We start from the raw sequence: 16,207 nt of genomic DNA, 5'->3' as shown, positions 1-16,207 counted from the left end.
GCCAGCATGTCCAACGCCAGAGCCACCCATCCGACCCGACGCGGCATCCTCGCCGCGGGCGGCGCCCTCGGCCTCGGGGCCGTGCTCGCGGCCTGCGGCGACGACGACGCGAAAAGCGGCGGCTCCGGCAACGGGACGACCGCCGCCAAGTCCGGCCCCTGGTCCTTCAAGGACGACCGCGGCACGACCGTGAAGCTCGACCAGGTGCCCGCCGACATCGTCGCGTTCACCGGTGTGGCCGCCGCGCTCTTCGACTACGGCATCAGCGTCAAGGGCGTCTTCGGCCCGACGAAGACCGCGGACGGCAAGCCCGACGTCCAGGCCGGCGACATGGACATCAGCAAGGTCACGATCCTCGGCAACGTCTGGGACCAGTTCAACGTCGAGAAGTACGCGGCCCTCGCGCCCGACGTGCTCATCTCCACGATGTTCGACGGCGCCGGCACCCTCTGGTACGTCCCGGAGGCCTCCAAGGACAAGATCGCCAAGCTGGCTCCCAGCGTCGGCATCTCCGTCTACGACCGCCAGCTGACCGAGCCGCTGCAGCGCATGTGGGCGCTCGCGGAGTCGCTCGGCGCGGACATGAAGGCGGCCAAGGTCACCGAGGCGAAGAAGAATTTCGAGGCGGCCGCCGCCCGACTGCGCAAGGCCGCGAAGGCCAAGCCCGACATCAGGGTGCTGGCCGGTTCCGCGAGCGACGCGCTCTTCTACGTCTCCGGCACGAACCTCTCGATCGACCTGGAGTACTTCAAGGCGCTCGGCGTGAACTTCGTCGAGCCGCCGGAGAAGGCGAAGGCCAAGGGGGGTGGCTGGTACGAGTCGCTGAGCTGGGAGAACGTCGACAAGTACCAGGCCGACGTGATCATGATGGACGATCGGTCGTCGGCCATTCAGCCGGGTGACATCACCAAGGCGACCTGGAAGAAGCTGCCGGCGGTGAAGGCGGGGCAGGTCATTCCCCGCTCCCCTGAACCGATTCTGTCCTACGACAAGTGCACGCCGCTTCTGACGAACCTCGCTGAGGCGTTGGAGAAGGCGAAGAAGGTCAGTTGACGTTTGAGGCCGTGGGTATCTGCGGGTCCATCGTGGCTGGTCGCGCCCACGCGGCGGAGCCGCATATCGATGCAGCCCCGCGCCCCTCAAGCCTGGTGCACCTGCCCCCACTTACCACCTGACGGCAACTCAGGAGCCCGTATGACCACCGCCGTAGCCGCCCCGTTCCGATTCTTCTCCCTCCAGGTCGTACGGACGAGGCTGCTCGGCCCGTCTCTGGTCCGGGTGACCTTCGCCGGGGAGGACCTGAAGTACTTCGCCTCCGACGGGCGGGATCAGTCGCTGTCGCTGTTCCTGCCGCATCCCGGGCAGAGCGAGCCCGTCGTGCCGTACGAGCTCGGGGACGGCTGGTGGCAGGCCTGGCGTGAACTGCCCGACGGGGTACGGGCCGTGATGCGGTCGTACACACTGCGGAGCCTGCGCCGTGAGCCCGACGAGATCGACATCGACTTCGTGCTGCACACTCCGGCGGGTCCCGCCTCGCGATGGGCCGCCCGGGCCGCCGCCGGTGATCGTGTCGTGGTGCTCGGGCCCGCGGTCGCGGACAACCGGGCGATCCGTTTCCGGCCGCCCGAGGACACCGATCTGACGCTGATCTGGGGGGACGAGACCGCCCTTCCGGCCGTGTCGGCGATCCTCGAGTCACTGCCGGCGGGTGCCCTCGCCCGGGTCTGGCTGGAGGTGCACGACGCCGGGGACATCCAGGACCTGGTGACCGCGGCCGAGGCCGAGATCACCTGGCTGGTGCGGGACGCAGGGGCCGTCGAGGGGTCCCCCATGGCCCTCGACGCCCTGCGTACCGACCGACTGCCGCCCGCCCGGCACCCGTACGCCTGGATCGCGGGCGAGAGCGGAAGCGTGAAGCAGCTGCGGCGGCACCTCGTCGGGGGGTGCGGGATCGACCGGCGGCGGGTCACCTTCGTCGGCTACTGGCGAGAGGGCCTGAGCGAGGAGCAGTTGCGCGAGCAGGAGTGACGGCGGTCACGGGAGGGACAGGATTAAACCCCAATAACTTAGGTTAGGCTTACCTAAGCTGACCGGGCCGAGTCGGCCGCTTCGTCCCTCACCCCCACCCGCACGGACCGTCCCCACCGGAGGACCCCCAATGCGCTCGCACCTGCTCAATGACCTGACCGCGGAGCACTACCGCCGCTCCGTGACCGAAGGAGTCGAGCGGGTGGCGGCCAAACTCGCCACCACCGACCGTCCGTTCACCGGTGTCACCGTCGACGAGCTCGCTCCCCGGATCGACGCCATCGACCTCGACCGGCCGCTGGGCGACACCGGCGCGGTCCTGGACGAGCTGGAGGACGTCTACCTCCGCGACGCGGTCTACTTCCACCACCCCCGCTACCTCGCCCACCTCAACTGCCCGGTCGTCATCCCGGCGGTGCTCGGCGAGGCCGTCCTGTCCGCCGTCAACTCCTCCCTGGACACCTGGGACCAGTCGGCCGGCGGCACCCTGATCGAGCGCAAGCTCATCGACTGGACGACCACCCGTATCGGCCTCGGCCCCGCCGCGGACGGGGTGTTCACCTCGGGTGGCACCCAGTCCAACTTGCAGGCGCTGCTGCTGGCCCGCGAGGAATCCAAGACGGACTCCCTGGCCGGACTGCGCGTCTTCGCCTCCGAGGTCAGCCACTTCAGCGTGCAGAAGTCCGCGAAACTGCTCGGCCTCGGCCAGGACGCGGTGGTCTCCATCCCCGTCGACCACGACAAGCGGATGCAGACCGTCGCCCTCGCCCGTGAGCTGGAGCGCTGCCGGAAGGACGGCCTGGTCCCGATGGCCGTCGTCGCCACCGCCGGCAGCACCGACTTCGGCTCCATCGACCCGCTGCCGGAGATCGCCGAGCTGTGCGAGCAGTTCGGCGCCTGGCTGCACGTGGATGCGGCGTACGGCTGCGGGCTGCTCGCCTCGCTCAGGTACCGGGACCGCATCGAGGGCATCGAGCGTGCCGACTCGGTCACCGTCGACTACCACAAGTCCTTCTTCCAGCCGGTGAGTTCGTCCGCCGTGCTGGTGCGGGACGCCTCGACCCTGCGCCACGCCACCTACCACGCCGAGTACCTCAACCCGCGCCGGATGGTCACCGAGCGCATCCCCAACCAGGTCGACAAGTCCCTGCAGACCACCCGCCGCTTCGACGCCCTCAAGCTGTGGATGACGCTGCGCGTGATGGGCGCCGACGGCATCGGCGAACTCTTCGACGAGGTGTGCGACCTGGCGCAGGAAGGCTGGCGCCTCCTCGCCGCCGACCCCCGCTTCGACGTGGTCGTCCGGCCGTTGCTGTCCACCCTTGTCTTCCGCTACATCCCGGCCGCCGTCACCGGTCCCGCCGAGATCGACCGCGCCAACCTGTACGCCCGCAGGGCCCTGTTCGCCTCCGGTGACGCGGTGGTCGCGGGCACCAAGGTGGGCGGCCGCCACTACCTGAAGTTCACCCTGCTCAACCCCGAGACGACGACCGAGGACATCGCCGCCGTCCTGGACCTGATAGCCGGCCACGCCGAGCAGTACCTGGGAGAGTCCCTTGACCGCGCGTCCTGAGAAGCCGACCCGGACCCATGACTTCGTCGGGATCGGGCTAGGCCCGTTCAACCTCGGCCTGGCCTGTCTGACCGAGCCGATCGCCGAGCTGGACGGTGTCTTCCTGGAGTCGAAGCCGGACTTCGAGTGGCACGCGGGCATGTTCCTGGACGGCGCCCATCTCCAGACCCCGTTCATGTCGGACCTGGTCACCCTCGCCGATCCGACCTCGCCGTACTCCTTCCTCAACTATCTGAAGGAGAAGGGCCGGCTCTACTCGTTCTACATCCGCGAGAACTTCTACCCGCTGCGCGTCGAGTACGACGACTACTGCCGCTGGGCCGCGAACAACCTGAGCAGCGTCCGCTTCAGCACGACGGTCACCGAGGTGACGTACGACGAAGAGGCGGAGAGCTACCTCGTACGCACCGAGGGCGGAGACGTGTACCGCGCCCGTCACCTCGTGCTCGGCACGGGCACCCCGCCGTACATCCCCGAGTCCTGCCAAGGCCTGGGCGGCGACTTCATCCACAACTCCCGCTATCTGCAGCACAAGGCGGAGCTGCAGCGCAAGGAGTCGATCACGCTGGTCGGCAGCGGGCAGTCCGCCGCCGAGATCTACTACGACCTGCTGAGCGAGATCGACGTCCACGGATACCGCCTGCACTGGGTCACCCGTTCCCCGCGCTTCTTCCCCCTCGAATACACCAAGCTCACGCTGGAGATGACCTCCCCGGAGTACATCGACTACTACCGGGAGCTGCCGGAGGCCACCCGCTACCGGCTCACGGCCGAACAGAAGAGCCTGTTCAAGGGCATCGACGGCGACCTGATCAATGACATCTTCGATCTGCTCTACCGGAAGAACCTCGGCGGCCCCGTGCCCACCCGGCTGCTCACCAACTCGTCGCTGACCGGCGCGCGTTACGAGGACGGCGCCTACACGCTCTCCTTCCGCCAGGAGGAGCAGGAGAAGGACTACGAGATCCAGTCCGAGGGGCTGATCCTGGCCACCGGCTACAAGTACGCCGAGCCGGAGTTCCTGAAGCCCGTACGCGAACGGCTGCTCTACGACTCGCACGGCAACTTCGACGTCGCCCGCAACTACTCCATCGACACCACCGGCCGGGGTGTCTTCCTGCAGAACGCCGGCGTGCACACCCACAGCATCACCAGCCCCGACCTGGGCATGGGCGCCTACCGCAACAGCTACATCATCCGCGAGCTGCTCGGCACCGAGTACTACCCCGTCGAGAAGACCATCGCGTTCCAGGAGTTCACCGCATGAGCCCCACGACCTTCACCTTCCGCCCCCTCGACCCCCTGACCGACGCCGAACTCCTGCACACCTGGGTCACCCACCCCAAGGCCGCGTTCTGGATGATGCAGGACGCCGAACTGGAAGACGTCGAGCGCGCCTACATGGAGATCGCGGCCGACGAGCACCATCACGCGCTGCTCGGACTCGACGGGGACGGCGAACCCGCCTTCCTGATGGAGTACTACGACCCCGCCCACCGCGAACTGGTCGGCCTCTACGAGCCACAGCCGGGCGACATCGGCATGCACTTCCTGACCCCCGCCACCGACACGCCCGTGCACGGCTTCACCCGGTCCGTGATCACCGCCGTGATGGCACGCCTCTTCGAGGACCCGGCGGTGCGGCGCGTCGTCGTCGAGCCGGACGTCGCCAACACGTCCGTCCAGGCCCTGAACGAGGCCGTCGGCTTTGTACCCGAACGCGAGATCGAGAAGCCGGAGAAGAAGGCGTTGCTGAGCTTCTGCACACGCGAGCAGTTCGAGAACGCGGTGGTGCCGGTATGACCCTCACCGACACCGTCGCCCACCTCTCCCCCGAACGCTGGGAGCGGGCCAACCGCCTCCTGGTCCGCAAGGCCCTCGCCGAGTTCGCCCACGAGCGCCTGATCACGCCGGAAGCCACCGCGGAAAACGGGTACGTCGTCCGCAGCGACGACGGCCTGACCCGCTACCGCTTCACCGCCACACGCCGTGCCCTCGACCACTGGCAGATCGACCCCGACTCGATCACCCGCCTCCGTGACGGCGCCGAACTCCCCCTCGCCGCACTGGACTTCTTCATCGAGCTGAAGACGGCGCTGGGTCTGAGCGACGAGATCCTCCCCGTCTACCTGGAGGAGATCTCCTCCACCCTCTCCGGCACCTGCTACAAGCTCACCAAGCCGCCGACACCGGCCGCCGAACTGGTGAAGAGCTCCTTCCAGGACATCGAGACCGGTATGACCGAGGGCCACCCCTGCTTCGTCGCCAACAACGGACGGCTCGGCTTCGGCATCCACGAGTACCTGTCGTACGCCCCCGAGACCGCGAGCCCGGTCCGTCTGGTGTGGCTGGCCGCGCACCGGTCGCGCGCCGGCTTCACCGCGGGGGTCGGGATCGAGTACGAGACCTTCGTACGGGAGGAGCTGGGCGAGCGGACCGTCGAGCGGTTCCACGGCCTCCTGCGCGACCAGGGCCTGGACCCCGCCGACTACCTGCTCATCCCCGTCCACCCCTGGCAGTGGTGGAACAAGCTCACCGTCACCTTCGCCGCCGAGATCGCCCGCCGGCACCTGGTGTGCCTGGGCGAGGGCGACGACGAGTACTTGGCCCAGCAATCCATCCGGACCTTCTTCAACAGCTCGCACCCCGAGAAGCACTATGTGAAGACGGCTCTCTCGGTCCTCAACATGGGCTTCATGCGCGGACTGTCGGCCGCCTACATGGAGGCCACCCCCGCCATCAACGACTGGCTGGCCCAGCTCATCGAGGGTGACCCGGTGTTGAAGTCCACCGGACTGTCGATCATCCGCGAGCGGGCCGCCGTCGGCTACCGGCACCTGGAGTACGAGAAGGCCACGGACCGCTACTCGCCGTACCGCAAGATGCTCGCGGCCCTGTGGCGCGAGAGCCCGGTTCCCGGCCTCCGGGACGGCGAGTCGCTCGCCACCATGGCCTCCCTCCTCCATGTCGACCACGAGGGCGCGTCCTTCGCGGGCGCGCTGGTCGAGCAGTCGGGCCTGGCGCCGGCCGAGTGGCTGCGGCACTACCTGCGGGCGTACTTCACGCCCCTCCTGCACAGCTTCTACGCCTACGACCTGGTCTACATGCCGCACGGCGAGAACGTGATCCTGGTCCTGAAGGACGGGGTCGTGCGGCGCGCGATCTTCAAGGACATCGCCGAGGAGATCGCCGTCATGGACCCGGACGCGGTGCTGCCGCCGACGGTGGAGCGGCTGCGCGTGGACGTCCCGGAGGACAAGAAACTCCTGTCGATCTTCACGGACGTCTTCGACTGCTTCTTCCGCTTCCTCGCCGCGAACCTCGCCGCCGAGGGGATCCTGGAGGAGGACGACTTCTGGCGGACGGTCGCGGAGGTCACCCGCGAGTACCAGGCGTCGGTGCCCGAACTCGCCGAGAAGTTCGAGCGGTACGACATGTTCGCCCCGGAGTTCGCACGGTCCTGCCTCAACCGGCTCCAACTGCGCAACAACCGCCAGATGGTCGACCTGTCGGACCCGGCGGGCGCCCTCCAACTGGTCGGAACCCTGAAAAATCCCGTCTCGGGGTTCTGATCAAGGGGACTGGCGCCTCGGAGTACGTCCTCCGAGGCGCCCGTTCAGCAGGTGCGGCCTACTTCGCCGGCCACGGGACCTGCGGCGAACGGTAGTAACCAATCCCCAGCGCATCCCACCGCGCAGCCTGCGCAGCAACCCGCACCTTGTAGGCGTCCCAGTCATGCGTCGACGCAGGCGACCAGCCGAGCTCGGCCGCCCCGGCCAACCGCGGGAACACCATCTGGTCGAGGTCGGCGTCCGTCACGATCGTCTCCGTCCACAGCGGCGCCTCGACGCCTCGGACGGCCGAACTGGGCGCTCCGGCAAGGTAGTTGCCGGGATCCCAGTCGTACGACCGCTTCACCTCGACCAGCCCGGCCCAGTCCTGCCCGAGCGGGGTGTCCTCGGTGTACTTCATGTCGAGGTAGATCCGGTCGGCGGGCGAGAGGATCAGCCCGGTCCCGTTCTGCGCGGCCTTCACGACCTGCGCCTTCTCCGCCGCGTCGGTGTCGTCCAGTCCCCAGTACTGGGCGATCGCCCCCTTGGCCGGGTGCGCGCCGGTGATCTGGTGCCAGGCGATCACCGTCTTGCCGTACTCGGCGACGACCGGCTGCACCCGGTCCATGAACTTCACGTAGTCCTCGTGGCTGGTGGAGTGCGCCTCGTCGCCGCCGATGTGGAGATAGCGGCCGGGCGTGATCGCGGCCAGCTCACGGATGACGTCGTCCACGAAGTCGTACGTGACGTCCTTGCCGACGCACAGCGAGCTGAAGCCGACGTCGGTGCCGGTGTAGAGCGGGGGTGCCGTGCCGTTGCAGTTCAGGTCGGCGTACGAGGCGAGGGCCGCGTTGGTGTGGCCGGGCATGTCGATCTCGGGGACGACCTCCAGATAGCGGGAGGCGGCGTACCGGACGATCTCCTGGTAGTCGGCCTTGGTGTAGTGGCCACCCCGGCCGCCGCCCACCTCCGTCGAGCCGCCGTAGGTCGCGAGCCGCGGCCAGGAGTCGACGGCGAGGCGCCAGCCCTGGTCGTCGCTGAGGTGCAGATGCAGCTTGTTGATCTTGTATAGCGCCAACTCGTCCATGTAGCGCTTGACTTGGGCCACGGTGAAGAAGTGCCGGGAGACGTCGAGCATCGCGCCGCGGTAGGCGTAGCGCGGGCTGTCCTTGATCGTGCCGCCCGCGACCAGCCACGGTCCGGGCTGTACGGACTTCTTCTCCACCGCGGGCGGCAGCAGTTGGCGCAGGGTCTGGACGCCGTGGAAGAGGCCGGCGGGCTCGGTGGCGGTGATGGTGATGCCGGCTTCCGAGCTGTCGAGGCGGTAGCCCTCCGCCCCGAGCCCGCCCTTCGCCTGTCTCTGGAACCGGAGTTGGATGCCGCCGCGACCCGAGTGGACCAAGGGCAGCCGGTAGCCGGTCGACGGGCGCAGGATGTCCGCGAGGTACTGGCCGATCCGGCCCACCCGCGGGGAGTCGTCGACGCGGATGGCGGTGGCGCCGGTGATGCGGTACGGGGAGCCCCAGGGCTTGACCGATGCGGGTGCCGGGACCACCCGGTCGAGCGGGGTCGCGCTCACTTTCGTCGGCATGGTCGCTCCTACCGTGAAGGTGCCGGCCGCCGCCACGAGCAACAGCGACGCCAGAACGCGGTGCAGTCTCACATGCGCTCCCTCCGATTGGTAGAGACCACTCTCCCGCAGATCCGGTGAAACAATCCCCCCATGGCGGAAATCATCCAGAGGGACGGCACGTGGGTCTTCGACTGCGACGCCCTGCGACTGACGCCCGGGCGGGACAGAAACGTCAGCCTGCTCCGCCGCACCCTGGGTGAACTCGTCGTCCCGCTGGGCGCGTTGGCGGGGATCTCCTTCGAGCAGGGCAAGAAGTCGGGGCGGCTGAGGCTGCGGCTGCGCGACGGCGCCGACCCCCTGCTGCACGCCTCCGGCGGACGGCTCACCGAGCCCAACGACCCGTACCAGCTGCTCGTCGAGTCCGACCGCTACGGCGTCGCCGAGTACTTCACGGACGAGGTCCGAGGCGCCCTGCTGCTGGACGAGGTCCCGTCCGACCCGACGGACGCATACCTGCTGCCCGGCCCGGCCGTGCCGCTCTCCGTCTCCGCGGGCGACGGCACCGCGAGCTTCGACGGCGAGCAGATCCGCCTGGAGTGGAACTGGAAGACGGAGGACGCCAAGGCCGCCGCCGGCGCCCGCACCCTGGCCGTCACCGACGTCGTCGCCGTGGAGTGGCAGCCCGCGGCCGGCCTGGAGAACGGGTATCTGCGGTTCACCGTACGGGGCGCGGACACCAAGGCACCGCCCAAGTACGACCCGAACTCGGTGGAACTGTGGGGCTTCAAGAAGGACCCGCTGATGGCGCTGGTCGCGGCGGCCGTGCAGGCGCGGCTGCCGCACCCCTCGGCTGCCCCCGTGGACGTACCGCCGAGACAGCTGGAGGAGCAGCCCCGGGACGACCACGACGCACTGCTGCGGCGGCTGCGGGAACTGGGTGAGCTGCACCGCACGGGTGTCCTCACGGACGAGGAGTTCACGATGGCCAAACAGGCGGTCCTCAAGCGCCTGTAGCGCCGGTGAGGACCGCCTGTACCGCGTACGCCCTGCCTTCGGGGGGTACGCCTACTTGGCCTTGCGCGCCACCGTGAAGTGGTCGATGCGGTCGCCGGTCTCGGCGATGCCCGACACCTTCAGCTTGGCGTAGTGGCCGCGCGGCGCGGGCTCGACGTCCACGCGCAGGAAGGAGTAGTTGAGGTAGCGCACCCGGGACCAGGCGACGGTCTCGTTGACCTTGCCGTCCTTGGTGTTGATGAACGAGGCGACGGAGTCGACCTCGTGCTCGTGCCCCTCGTAGGAGTCCGGCGCGGTGAACGCGTACAGGCTGCGGCCCGCGGCGCCCGCCGTCACGTACACGACACCCTCGGTCTCGGGGTACGCGGTCTCACCGATCGGCAGCTTCTTGGTGACCTGGTTGCCCTTGATCACGTCGGTGCGCTCGTACTGGTGGTTGTGGCCGTTGATGACCAGGTCCACCGTGTACTTCTCGAACAGCGGCACCCACTCCTGGCGCACGCCCCCCTCCGAGGCGTGCGCGGTGGAGGTGCAGTAGGCGCAGTGGTGGAAGAACACGACGATGAAGTCGATGTCCTTCGACGCCCGGAACTTCTTCAGCTGCGCCTCGAACCACTTGGTCTGGGTGCCGCCCGAGATGCCGAGGTTGGCGGGGATCTCGTACGACACGTCGTTCGGGTCGAGCGAGATGATCGCCGTGTTGCCGTGGACGAAGGAGTAGACGCCCGGCAGGTTCGCCTTGTCCGGCCCGTTGTCGGGGAGCGTGAAGCGGGCCTCCTCGCCGCCGTAGCCGTTGGGCGAGTACCAGGCCTCCATGTCGTGGTTGCCGTAACTCACCATCCACGGCACGGACTTGGCGACCGACTCGGTCTGGGCGAGGAACTGGTCCCACACCCGCGAGTCGAACCCGGTGTCGGCGGACTTGCCCTGGCCGGCCGGGTCGGCGTAGGCGATGTCGCCGGCGTGCAGATGGAAGGACGGGTTCTGGCCGAGGATCAGGCTGTCGTTGGCCAGGCCGTGGTAGCTGACGCCCTGGTCGCCGAAGGCCGTGAAGGTGAACGGCTTCTTGTGCCGGGGCGCGGTGGTGAAGGTGCCCAGGGTGCCGACGAGGTGCGGCTCGGCGGGGTCGAAACCCTGGTGGCCGACGCCGTAGTAGTACGTCTTCCCCGGGCGCAGGTGGGTGAGTTTGGCGTGGATGTAGTACTGCGTGTGGTCGCCGCTGGCGCCGACACCCGCCGGGGTGTAGAGGCTGCGGACCTCGGCCTCGATCTTGCGGGAGAGGTCCCAGGGGTGGGCGCCGATGCGGATGAACGGCTTCTTCACCGCGACCGGCACCTGCCAGGAGACCGTCATCTCGGTGCCGGCGTCGCTGCCGTAGGCGAGGTGGCGGCCGAACGGGGCGACGAGCGAACCGTCGACCGTCTCGGTGGCGGGGGCGGTCCGCTGCGTGGGAACGGCGGCCTGGGCCACCGCACCCGTCACGAATGCGCCACCGGTGACGGCGCCGATCGTCACGGCGCCGCCTCTCATCAGGTTGCGCCGCGAGAATCTCGCGCGCAGGTACTCGTGCTGCTCGGCCATGCTCATGCGCTCGGCGAGCTGCTCCGGTACTCCCATACGAGGTATGTCCATGGCGTCTGAAACTCGTCGACTTGAGCAACACGGCGCAAGACTCAGAATGGACAGTCGGCGAACAGAGGTTCACAAGAACATCAAGAGTCACCACGACAGCGGCTTGCCCGATATCGGGCAGGATTCTTGCGAAACGGCCTTCGGTACCTCAGGATCTACCGGGTGCACGAGGAACTTGTCGATCACCTGACGCGGTCCACGCCCCTGAGCAGGGGCGAGGCGCTGCGGGTGATCCAGGACGTGCTCGCCTACTTCGACGAGACGACCGAGGAATACGTCCGTCGCCGCCACCGCGAGCTGCAGGCCCAGGGCCTGGTGAACGCGGAGATCTTCGAACGGATCGAGGCGGACCTGAAATACCGGGCGGTCGCGCCGCCGGAGCTTACGCTCAGGCAGTTGCGCCGCATCGTCTACGGCTAGGACTACGTATATATGTGCGGAATCGTCGGATACATCGGGAAGCGTGATGTGGCCCCCCTCCTCCTCGAGGGCCTGCAGCGGCTCGAATACCGCGGCTACGACTCGGCCGGCATCGTCGTCACGTCCCCCAAGACGGCCGGCCTGAAGCTGGTCAAGGCCAAGGGGCGGGTCCGCGACCTGGAGGCCAAGGTCCCGGCCCGCTTCAAGGGCACGACCGGCATCGCCCACACCCGCTGGGCCACCCACGGTGCCCCTTCCGACGTGAACGCGCACCCGCACCTGGACGCCGAGGGCAAGGTCGCCGTCGTCCACAACGGCATCATCGACAACGCCTCCGACCTGCGCCGCAAGCTGGAGGCGGACGGTGTCGAGTTCCTCTCCGAGACGGACACCGAGGTCCTCGTCCACCTCATCGCCCGCTCCCAGGCCGAGAGCCTGGAGGAGAAGGTCCGCGACACCCTCCGGGTCATCGAGGGCACGTACGGCATCGCGGTGCTGCACGCCGACTTCCCGGACCGGATCGTGGTGGCCCGAAACGGCTCCCCCGTGGTCCTCGGCATCGGCGAGAAGGAGATGTTCGTCGCCTCGGACATCGCCGCCCTGGTCGCCCACACGCGGCAGATAGTGACTCTCGGCGACGGTGAGATGGCCACCCTCAAGGCCGACGACTTCCGCACCTACACGACGGAGGGCACCCGCACCACGGCGGAGCCCACCACCGTGGAGTGGGAGGCCGCCTCGTACGACATGGGCGGCCACGACACCTACATGCACAAGGAGATCCACGAGCAGGCCGACGCCGTGGACCGCGTGCTGCGCGGCCGCATCGACGACCGCTTCTCCACCGTCCACCTCGGCGGCCTCAACCTGGACGCCCGCGAGGCCCGCCAGATCCGCCGGGTGAAGATCCTCGGCTGCGGCACCTCGTACCACGCGGGCATGATCGGCGCCCAGATGATCGAGGAGCTGGCCCGCATCCCGGCGGACGCCGAGCCGGCCTCCGAGTTCCGCTACCGCAACGCGGTCGTGGACCCCGACACCCTCTACGTCGCCGTCTCCCAGTCCGGCGAGACCTACGACGTCCTCGCGGCCGTCCAGGAGCTGAAGCGCAAGGGCGCCCGGGTCTTCGGCATCGTGAACGTGGTCGGCTCGGCGATCGCCCGCGAGGCGGACGCAGGCATCTACGTCCACGCGGGCCCCGAGGTCTGCGTCGTCTCGACCAAGTGCTTCACCAACACCACGGTCGCCTTCGCGCTGCTCGCCCTGCACCTGGGCCGCACCCGCGACCTCTCGGTCCGCGACGGCAAGCGGATCATCGAGGGCCTGCGCAAGCTCCCCGCCCAGATCACCGAGATCCTGGCGCAGGAGGAGGAGATCAAGAAGCTGGCCGAGCAGTACGCCGACGCCCGCTCGATGCTCTTCATCGGGCGCGTCCGGGGCTACCCGGTGGCCCGCGAGGCCTCCCTCAAGCTCAAGGAGGTCTCGTACATCCACGCCGAGGCCTACCCGGCCTCCGAGCTCAAGCACGGCCCCCTGGCCCTCATCGAGCCGGCCCTCCCCACGGTCGCGATCGTCCCCGACGACGACCTCCTGGAGAAGAACCGCGCCGCCATGGAGGAGATCAAGGCCCGCAGCGGCCGCATCCTCGCGGTGGCCCACCAGCACGAGGAGAAGGCCGACGAGACGATCGTCGTCCCGAAGAACGAGGACGAACTCGACCCCATCCTGATGGGCATCCCCCTCCAACTCCTCGCCTACCACACGGCCTTGTCCCTGGGCCGCGACATCGACAAGCCCAGGAACCTGGCAAAGTCGGTAACGGTCGAGTAGCGCCTTTTGGCTTCTGACCTTTTTACGGGCACGGGCAACGGCGCGTCTTCTGGGGGCGCGGGGAACAGCGCACCTTGGCGCGGGGAACAGCGCACCTTTTAAGGGGCGCAGGGAACAGCGCACCTTTTAAGGGGCGCAGGGAACAGCGCACCTTTTAAGGGGCGCGGGGAACGGCGCAGCTTTTGGGACCGCCGGGAACTGCAGTCTTTCAGGGGCGCGGGGAACTGCGCGACAAGCCCCCACCCACCCGCAGAGGCCACACAACAGAACGGACCCCCACGTGCTGCCACCAACGCACGGGGGGTCCGCCCATTCGCCGGGGGCCGCCCAACCCCCAGCCTGCGCAGCTAGCCGGTGGCCGTCACACCCCGACCCGCAGCACGCCGAGGAAGCACCGTCGGCCAGTGAGCCAGCGCCGCGGTGGCCGCATACCAGGCAACCGCCCCGGCGGCCACGGCGAACCAACCGCCCACCTTCGCCAGCGACCCGCTGGTCGCGAACTGCGCGATGGCGAGAAGCACCAGCGAGACGAAGAACAACCCGTAGGTGCCCTGCGTGAGTTGGTCCCCACCCGCGAGGGTCAACGTCAGGGCCACGAGGGCGAACAGGGCCAGGAACAGCCCCGCCGCGTTGGCGGACATCGCGTTGCCGGCCGTCACGGCCCAGGTGAACCACAGCGCGCCGAGCGCCGAGTACGCCGTCCCGTTGACGGAGTCACCGTCACGGAAGGCGAGAAGTCCGGCGACGAAGAGCGCAACGCCGCCTACGTAGTGGGCCAGTGAGACGGCGTCAGCGGCCGACACGCCATTGATCACGTCGGTGTGTCCGAGTCCGAACGCCAACAGGGTGACACCCAGGGCGAGTCGGCCGACCACGGTAGTGGTTCCGCTTCCCGCGGAGACGTCGTTGTCCACGGCGGGCTCCCTTCATGCATGTGCAGTTGTGCGGTGACCGATATATGCCCTTCACAAAGGCACAAACACCTCTACGCGCGAGTAGATTTGCGCGCTGCACAAAGCCGGGAGACCGTTCCCAGATCGCATCTCACCTGGGAGAACGAGGAGTTACGGAATGACAACGACGGGCCGCTTCGCCCGCTTGGCGAGCCGCCCCGCGACGGAGCCGAAAATCCGCCCCACGATGCCCTGTGTGGAGCCGACGACGATCGCGTCCGCCTCATACTCCCGCCCCACCTCTTCGAGTTCGTGGCAGATGTCGCCGCCGCGCTCGACCAGGATCCAGGGCACCTCGGCCAGATAGTCCGCACAGGCCAGCTCGAGCCCCAGCACCTCGGTGCGGTGGTCCGGCACGTCGACGAAGACCGGTGGCTCGCAGCCGGCCCACACCGTGGTGGGCAGCCGGTTGGCGACGTGCACGATGATCAGGCCCGATCCCGAACGATGGGCCATGCCGATCGCGTAGGCGAGGGCCCGCTCACTGGACGTGGAACCGTCGAAGCCGACGACCACGCCGTGCTTGAAGGCTGGATCGCAGGAATGGCGTGGCTCTTCCGCCGCCTGGGGCTCGGCCGCCGTGGGGTCGGCGACGGGCCGCTTGCGGTCCGCGGGTTCGAAGAATTCGTGACCGGCCATGGCTGTCTCGGCGTTTTGATCCTTTATGGGAGAGCCCGCGAGCGGAGCTCGCTGACGGATGCAGCATGTGCGGCGGAGCTGTGTCCGGGAATCATCTTCCCAACCCCATACCCCCAAGGGTACGGCGGCACGCCTCCTTAGCCCAGATCCCGCCCACCCTGCGTGGGGGTTCCAGGGAGCATGCACGAGGGTGCGCCCGTAACGCAATGGTTGCTGCGCTGTACAGGCGGTTTGCACAGGGTTCACTTGTCCGGGGGCCGGTGGCGGCCGCGCACAGTGACCGCCCGGTCGAACACGCGTTGAACACCGAGACCCAGGCCCCCAGGGAGCACGCATGTCCGGACCGCACCCCACCCCCGAGACTCCCCGCGCGACCGCCCCGCCCCAGGACACCGTGACCGATGTCGTCCGCTGGGCGGCGTTCAGCTGTGTCCTCGTCCCCGTGGTCCTTCTCTGGTACGGCACCTCGCTCGCCGGCGCCGCGGGCACGGCGTTCGGTCTCGCCGCCGTCACCGCGGTGTGCCGGCTGCTGCTGCGCCAGTCCGAACGGGTGGCGGCCCGCCCGCGGAGCGAGGACCACACGTCCCGTCGGGGCCGCCATCACAGAAGCGGCACGGGTGCTCACAGAGGCAGGCGTCACACTGGGGGAAGTACACCGGTCGGCTGACCGGTTTCCGCGCACGCGTCCGATGCTTTTCAGCCAACTTCCGGACCTGGGGCATCCCTTGCCCCGACCACCCCCCAACCCCCGTTCCACCTGCAGAGAAAGGGGCGCGGGGGCCCCGCGTACCCTACGTGGATTGGCCACTGCGACAAGGCGCACTTCCCTGCACGGCCCGCGAGTGCAACGCTTCGTGATCGAATGCTTCACGCCAAGTTGCCATGTCGACAATGTGCCGGTTGGCGAACTGGTCACACCGGCACCTTGCGACACAGTAGATTCGATCTTGACGTCTTACGGCGGGGGACTCGTGCAGGACCGAGGGGAAACGTG

At 68.4% G+C, this 16,207-nt stretch carries 14 protein-coding genes; 10 read left to right on the top strand and 4 right to left on the bottom strand.

What is annotated here, in order from left to right:
• Positions 1 to 6: 6 nt before the first annotated feature.
• From ACIBW9_RS01305 to ACIBW9_RS01280, 6 genes are all read left to right on the top strand, one after another.
• Positions 7 to 1,053 (top strand): ABC transporter substrate-binding protein, encoded by a 1,047-nt coding sequence (locus ACIBW9_RS01305; protein WP_398950017.1) that lies wholly within the window; start codon positions 7 to 9, stop codon positions 1,051 to 1,053.
• 141 nt (positions 1,054 to 1,194) lie between these two features.
• Positions 1,195 to 2,028, top strand: coding sequence for a siderophore-interacting protein (locus tag ACIBW9_RS01300; protein WP_398950015.1), 834 nt, complete (start codon positions 1,195 to 1,197; stop codon positions 2,026 to 2,028).
• Positions 2,029 to 2,158: 130 nt separating this feature from the next.
• A complete protein-coding gene (gene desA, locus ACIBW9_RS01295) occupies positions 2,159 to 3,601 on the top strand; it encodes a lysine decarboxylase DesA (protein ID WP_398950013.1) in 1,443 nt (480 codons plus the stop codon).
• Positions 3,585 to 4,868, top strand: coding sequence for a lysine N(6)-hydroxylase/L-ornithine N(5)-oxygenase family protein (locus ACIBW9_RS01290; protein WP_398950011.1), 1,284 nt, complete (start codon positions 3,585 to 3,587; stop codon positions 4,866 to 4,868). Before desA ends, ACIBW9_RS01290 begins: the two co-directional genes overlap by 17 nt.
• On the top strand, positions 4,865 to 5,404 hold the full coding sequence (locus tag ACIBW9_RS01285) for a GNAT family N-acetyltransferase (protein WP_398950009.1): 540 nt from the start codon (positions 4,865 to 4,867) through the stop codon (positions 5,402 to 5,404). The genes ACIBW9_RS01290 and ACIBW9_RS01285 overlap by 4 nt, the downstream gene beginning before the upstream one ends.
• Complete coding sequence (locus ACIBW9_RS01280) at positions 5,401 to 7,173, top strand: IucA/IucC family protein (protein WP_398950007.1); 1,773 nt, start codon at positions 5,401 to 5,403, stop codon at positions 7,171 to 7,173. Before ACIBW9_RS01285 ends, ACIBW9_RS01280 begins: the two co-directional genes overlap by 4 nt.
• A 58-nt stretch (positions 7,174 to 7,231) precedes the next feature.
• Here the strand turns inward: ACIBW9_RS01280 and ACIBW9_RS01275 are convergent, their stop codons facing one another.
• Positions 7,232 to 8,743, bottom strand: coding sequence for a beta-N-acetylhexosaminidase (locus tag ACIBW9_RS01275; protein WP_398950005.1), 1,512 nt, complete (start codon positions 8,741 to 8,743; stop codon positions 7,232 to 7,234).
• Between the two features lie 132 nt (positions 8,744 to 8,875).
• Here ACIBW9_RS01275 and ACIBW9_RS01270 point away from each other — a divergent pair, with 132 nt between their 5' ends.
• Entirely contained in the window at positions 8,876 to 9,739 is an 864-nt protein-coding gene (locus tag ACIBW9_RS01270; RefSeq protein WP_398950003.1) for a DUF4429 domain-containing protein, read from the top strand.
• A gap of 51 nt (positions 9,740 to 9,790) precedes the next feature.
• On the opposite strand, the gene ACIBW9_RS01265 is transcribed toward ACIBW9_RS01270, so the two are convergent.
• Entirely contained in the window at positions 9,791 to 11,356 is a 1,566-nt protein-coding gene (locus tag ACIBW9_RS01265; protein ID WP_398952044.1) for a purple acid phosphatase family protein, read from the bottom strand.
• Positions 11,357 to 11,533: 177 nt separating this feature from the next.
• Here ACIBW9_RS01265 and ACIBW9_RS01260 point away from each other — a divergent pair, with 177 nt between their 5' ends.
• Positions 11,534 to 11,791 (top strand): hypothetical protein, encoded by a 258-nt coding sequence (locus ACIBW9_RS01260; protein ID WP_115908018.1) that lies wholly within the window; start codon positions 11,534 to 11,536, stop codon positions 11,789 to 11,791.
• Between the two features lie 12 nt (positions 11,792 to 11,803).
• A complete protein-coding gene (gene glmS, locus ACIBW9_RS01255) occupies positions 11,804 to 13,621 on the top strand; it encodes a glutamine--fructose-6-phosphate transaminase (isomerizing) (RefSeq protein WP_398950000.1) in 1,818 nt (605 codons plus the stop codon).
• 347 nt (positions 13,622 to 13,968) lie between these two features.
• On the opposite strand, the gene ACIBW9_RS01250 is transcribed toward glmS, so the two are convergent.
• Together ACIBW9_RS01250 and ACIBW9_RS01245 are read right to left on the bottom strand one after the other, a co-directional pair.
• Complete coding sequence (locus tag ACIBW9_RS01250; protein WP_398949998.1) at positions 13,969 to 14,535, bottom strand: GPR1/FUN34/YaaH family transporter; 567 nt, start codon at positions 14,533 to 14,535, stop codon at positions 13,969 to 13,971.
• A gap of 150 nt (positions 14,536 to 14,685) precedes the next feature.
• Complete coding sequence (locus tag ACIBW9_RS01245; RefSeq protein ID WP_115908015.1) at positions 14,686 to 15,213, bottom strand: universal stress protein; 528 nt, start codon at positions 15,211 to 15,213, stop codon at positions 14,686 to 14,688.
• A 334-nt stretch (positions 15,214 to 15,547) separates the two neighbouring features.
• Between ACIBW9_RS01245 and ACIBW9_RS01240 the strand changes: the two genes are divergently transcribed.
• A complete protein-coding gene (locus tag ACIBW9_RS01240) occupies positions 15,548 to 15,880 on the top strand; it encodes a hypothetical protein (RefSeq protein ID WP_398949996.1) in 333 nt (110 codons plus the stop codon).
• The last annotated feature ends 327 nt before the right edge of the window (positions 15,881 to 16,207 follow it).

The organism is Streptomyces sp. NPDC049541 (assembly GCF_044465725.1).
GTDB lineage: Bacteria > Actinomycetota > Actinomycetes > Streptomycetales > Streptomycetaceae > Streptomyces.
Note: the sequence above shows the minus strand (reverse complement) of the source record. Positions and strands in the feature narration are given on the sequence as shown.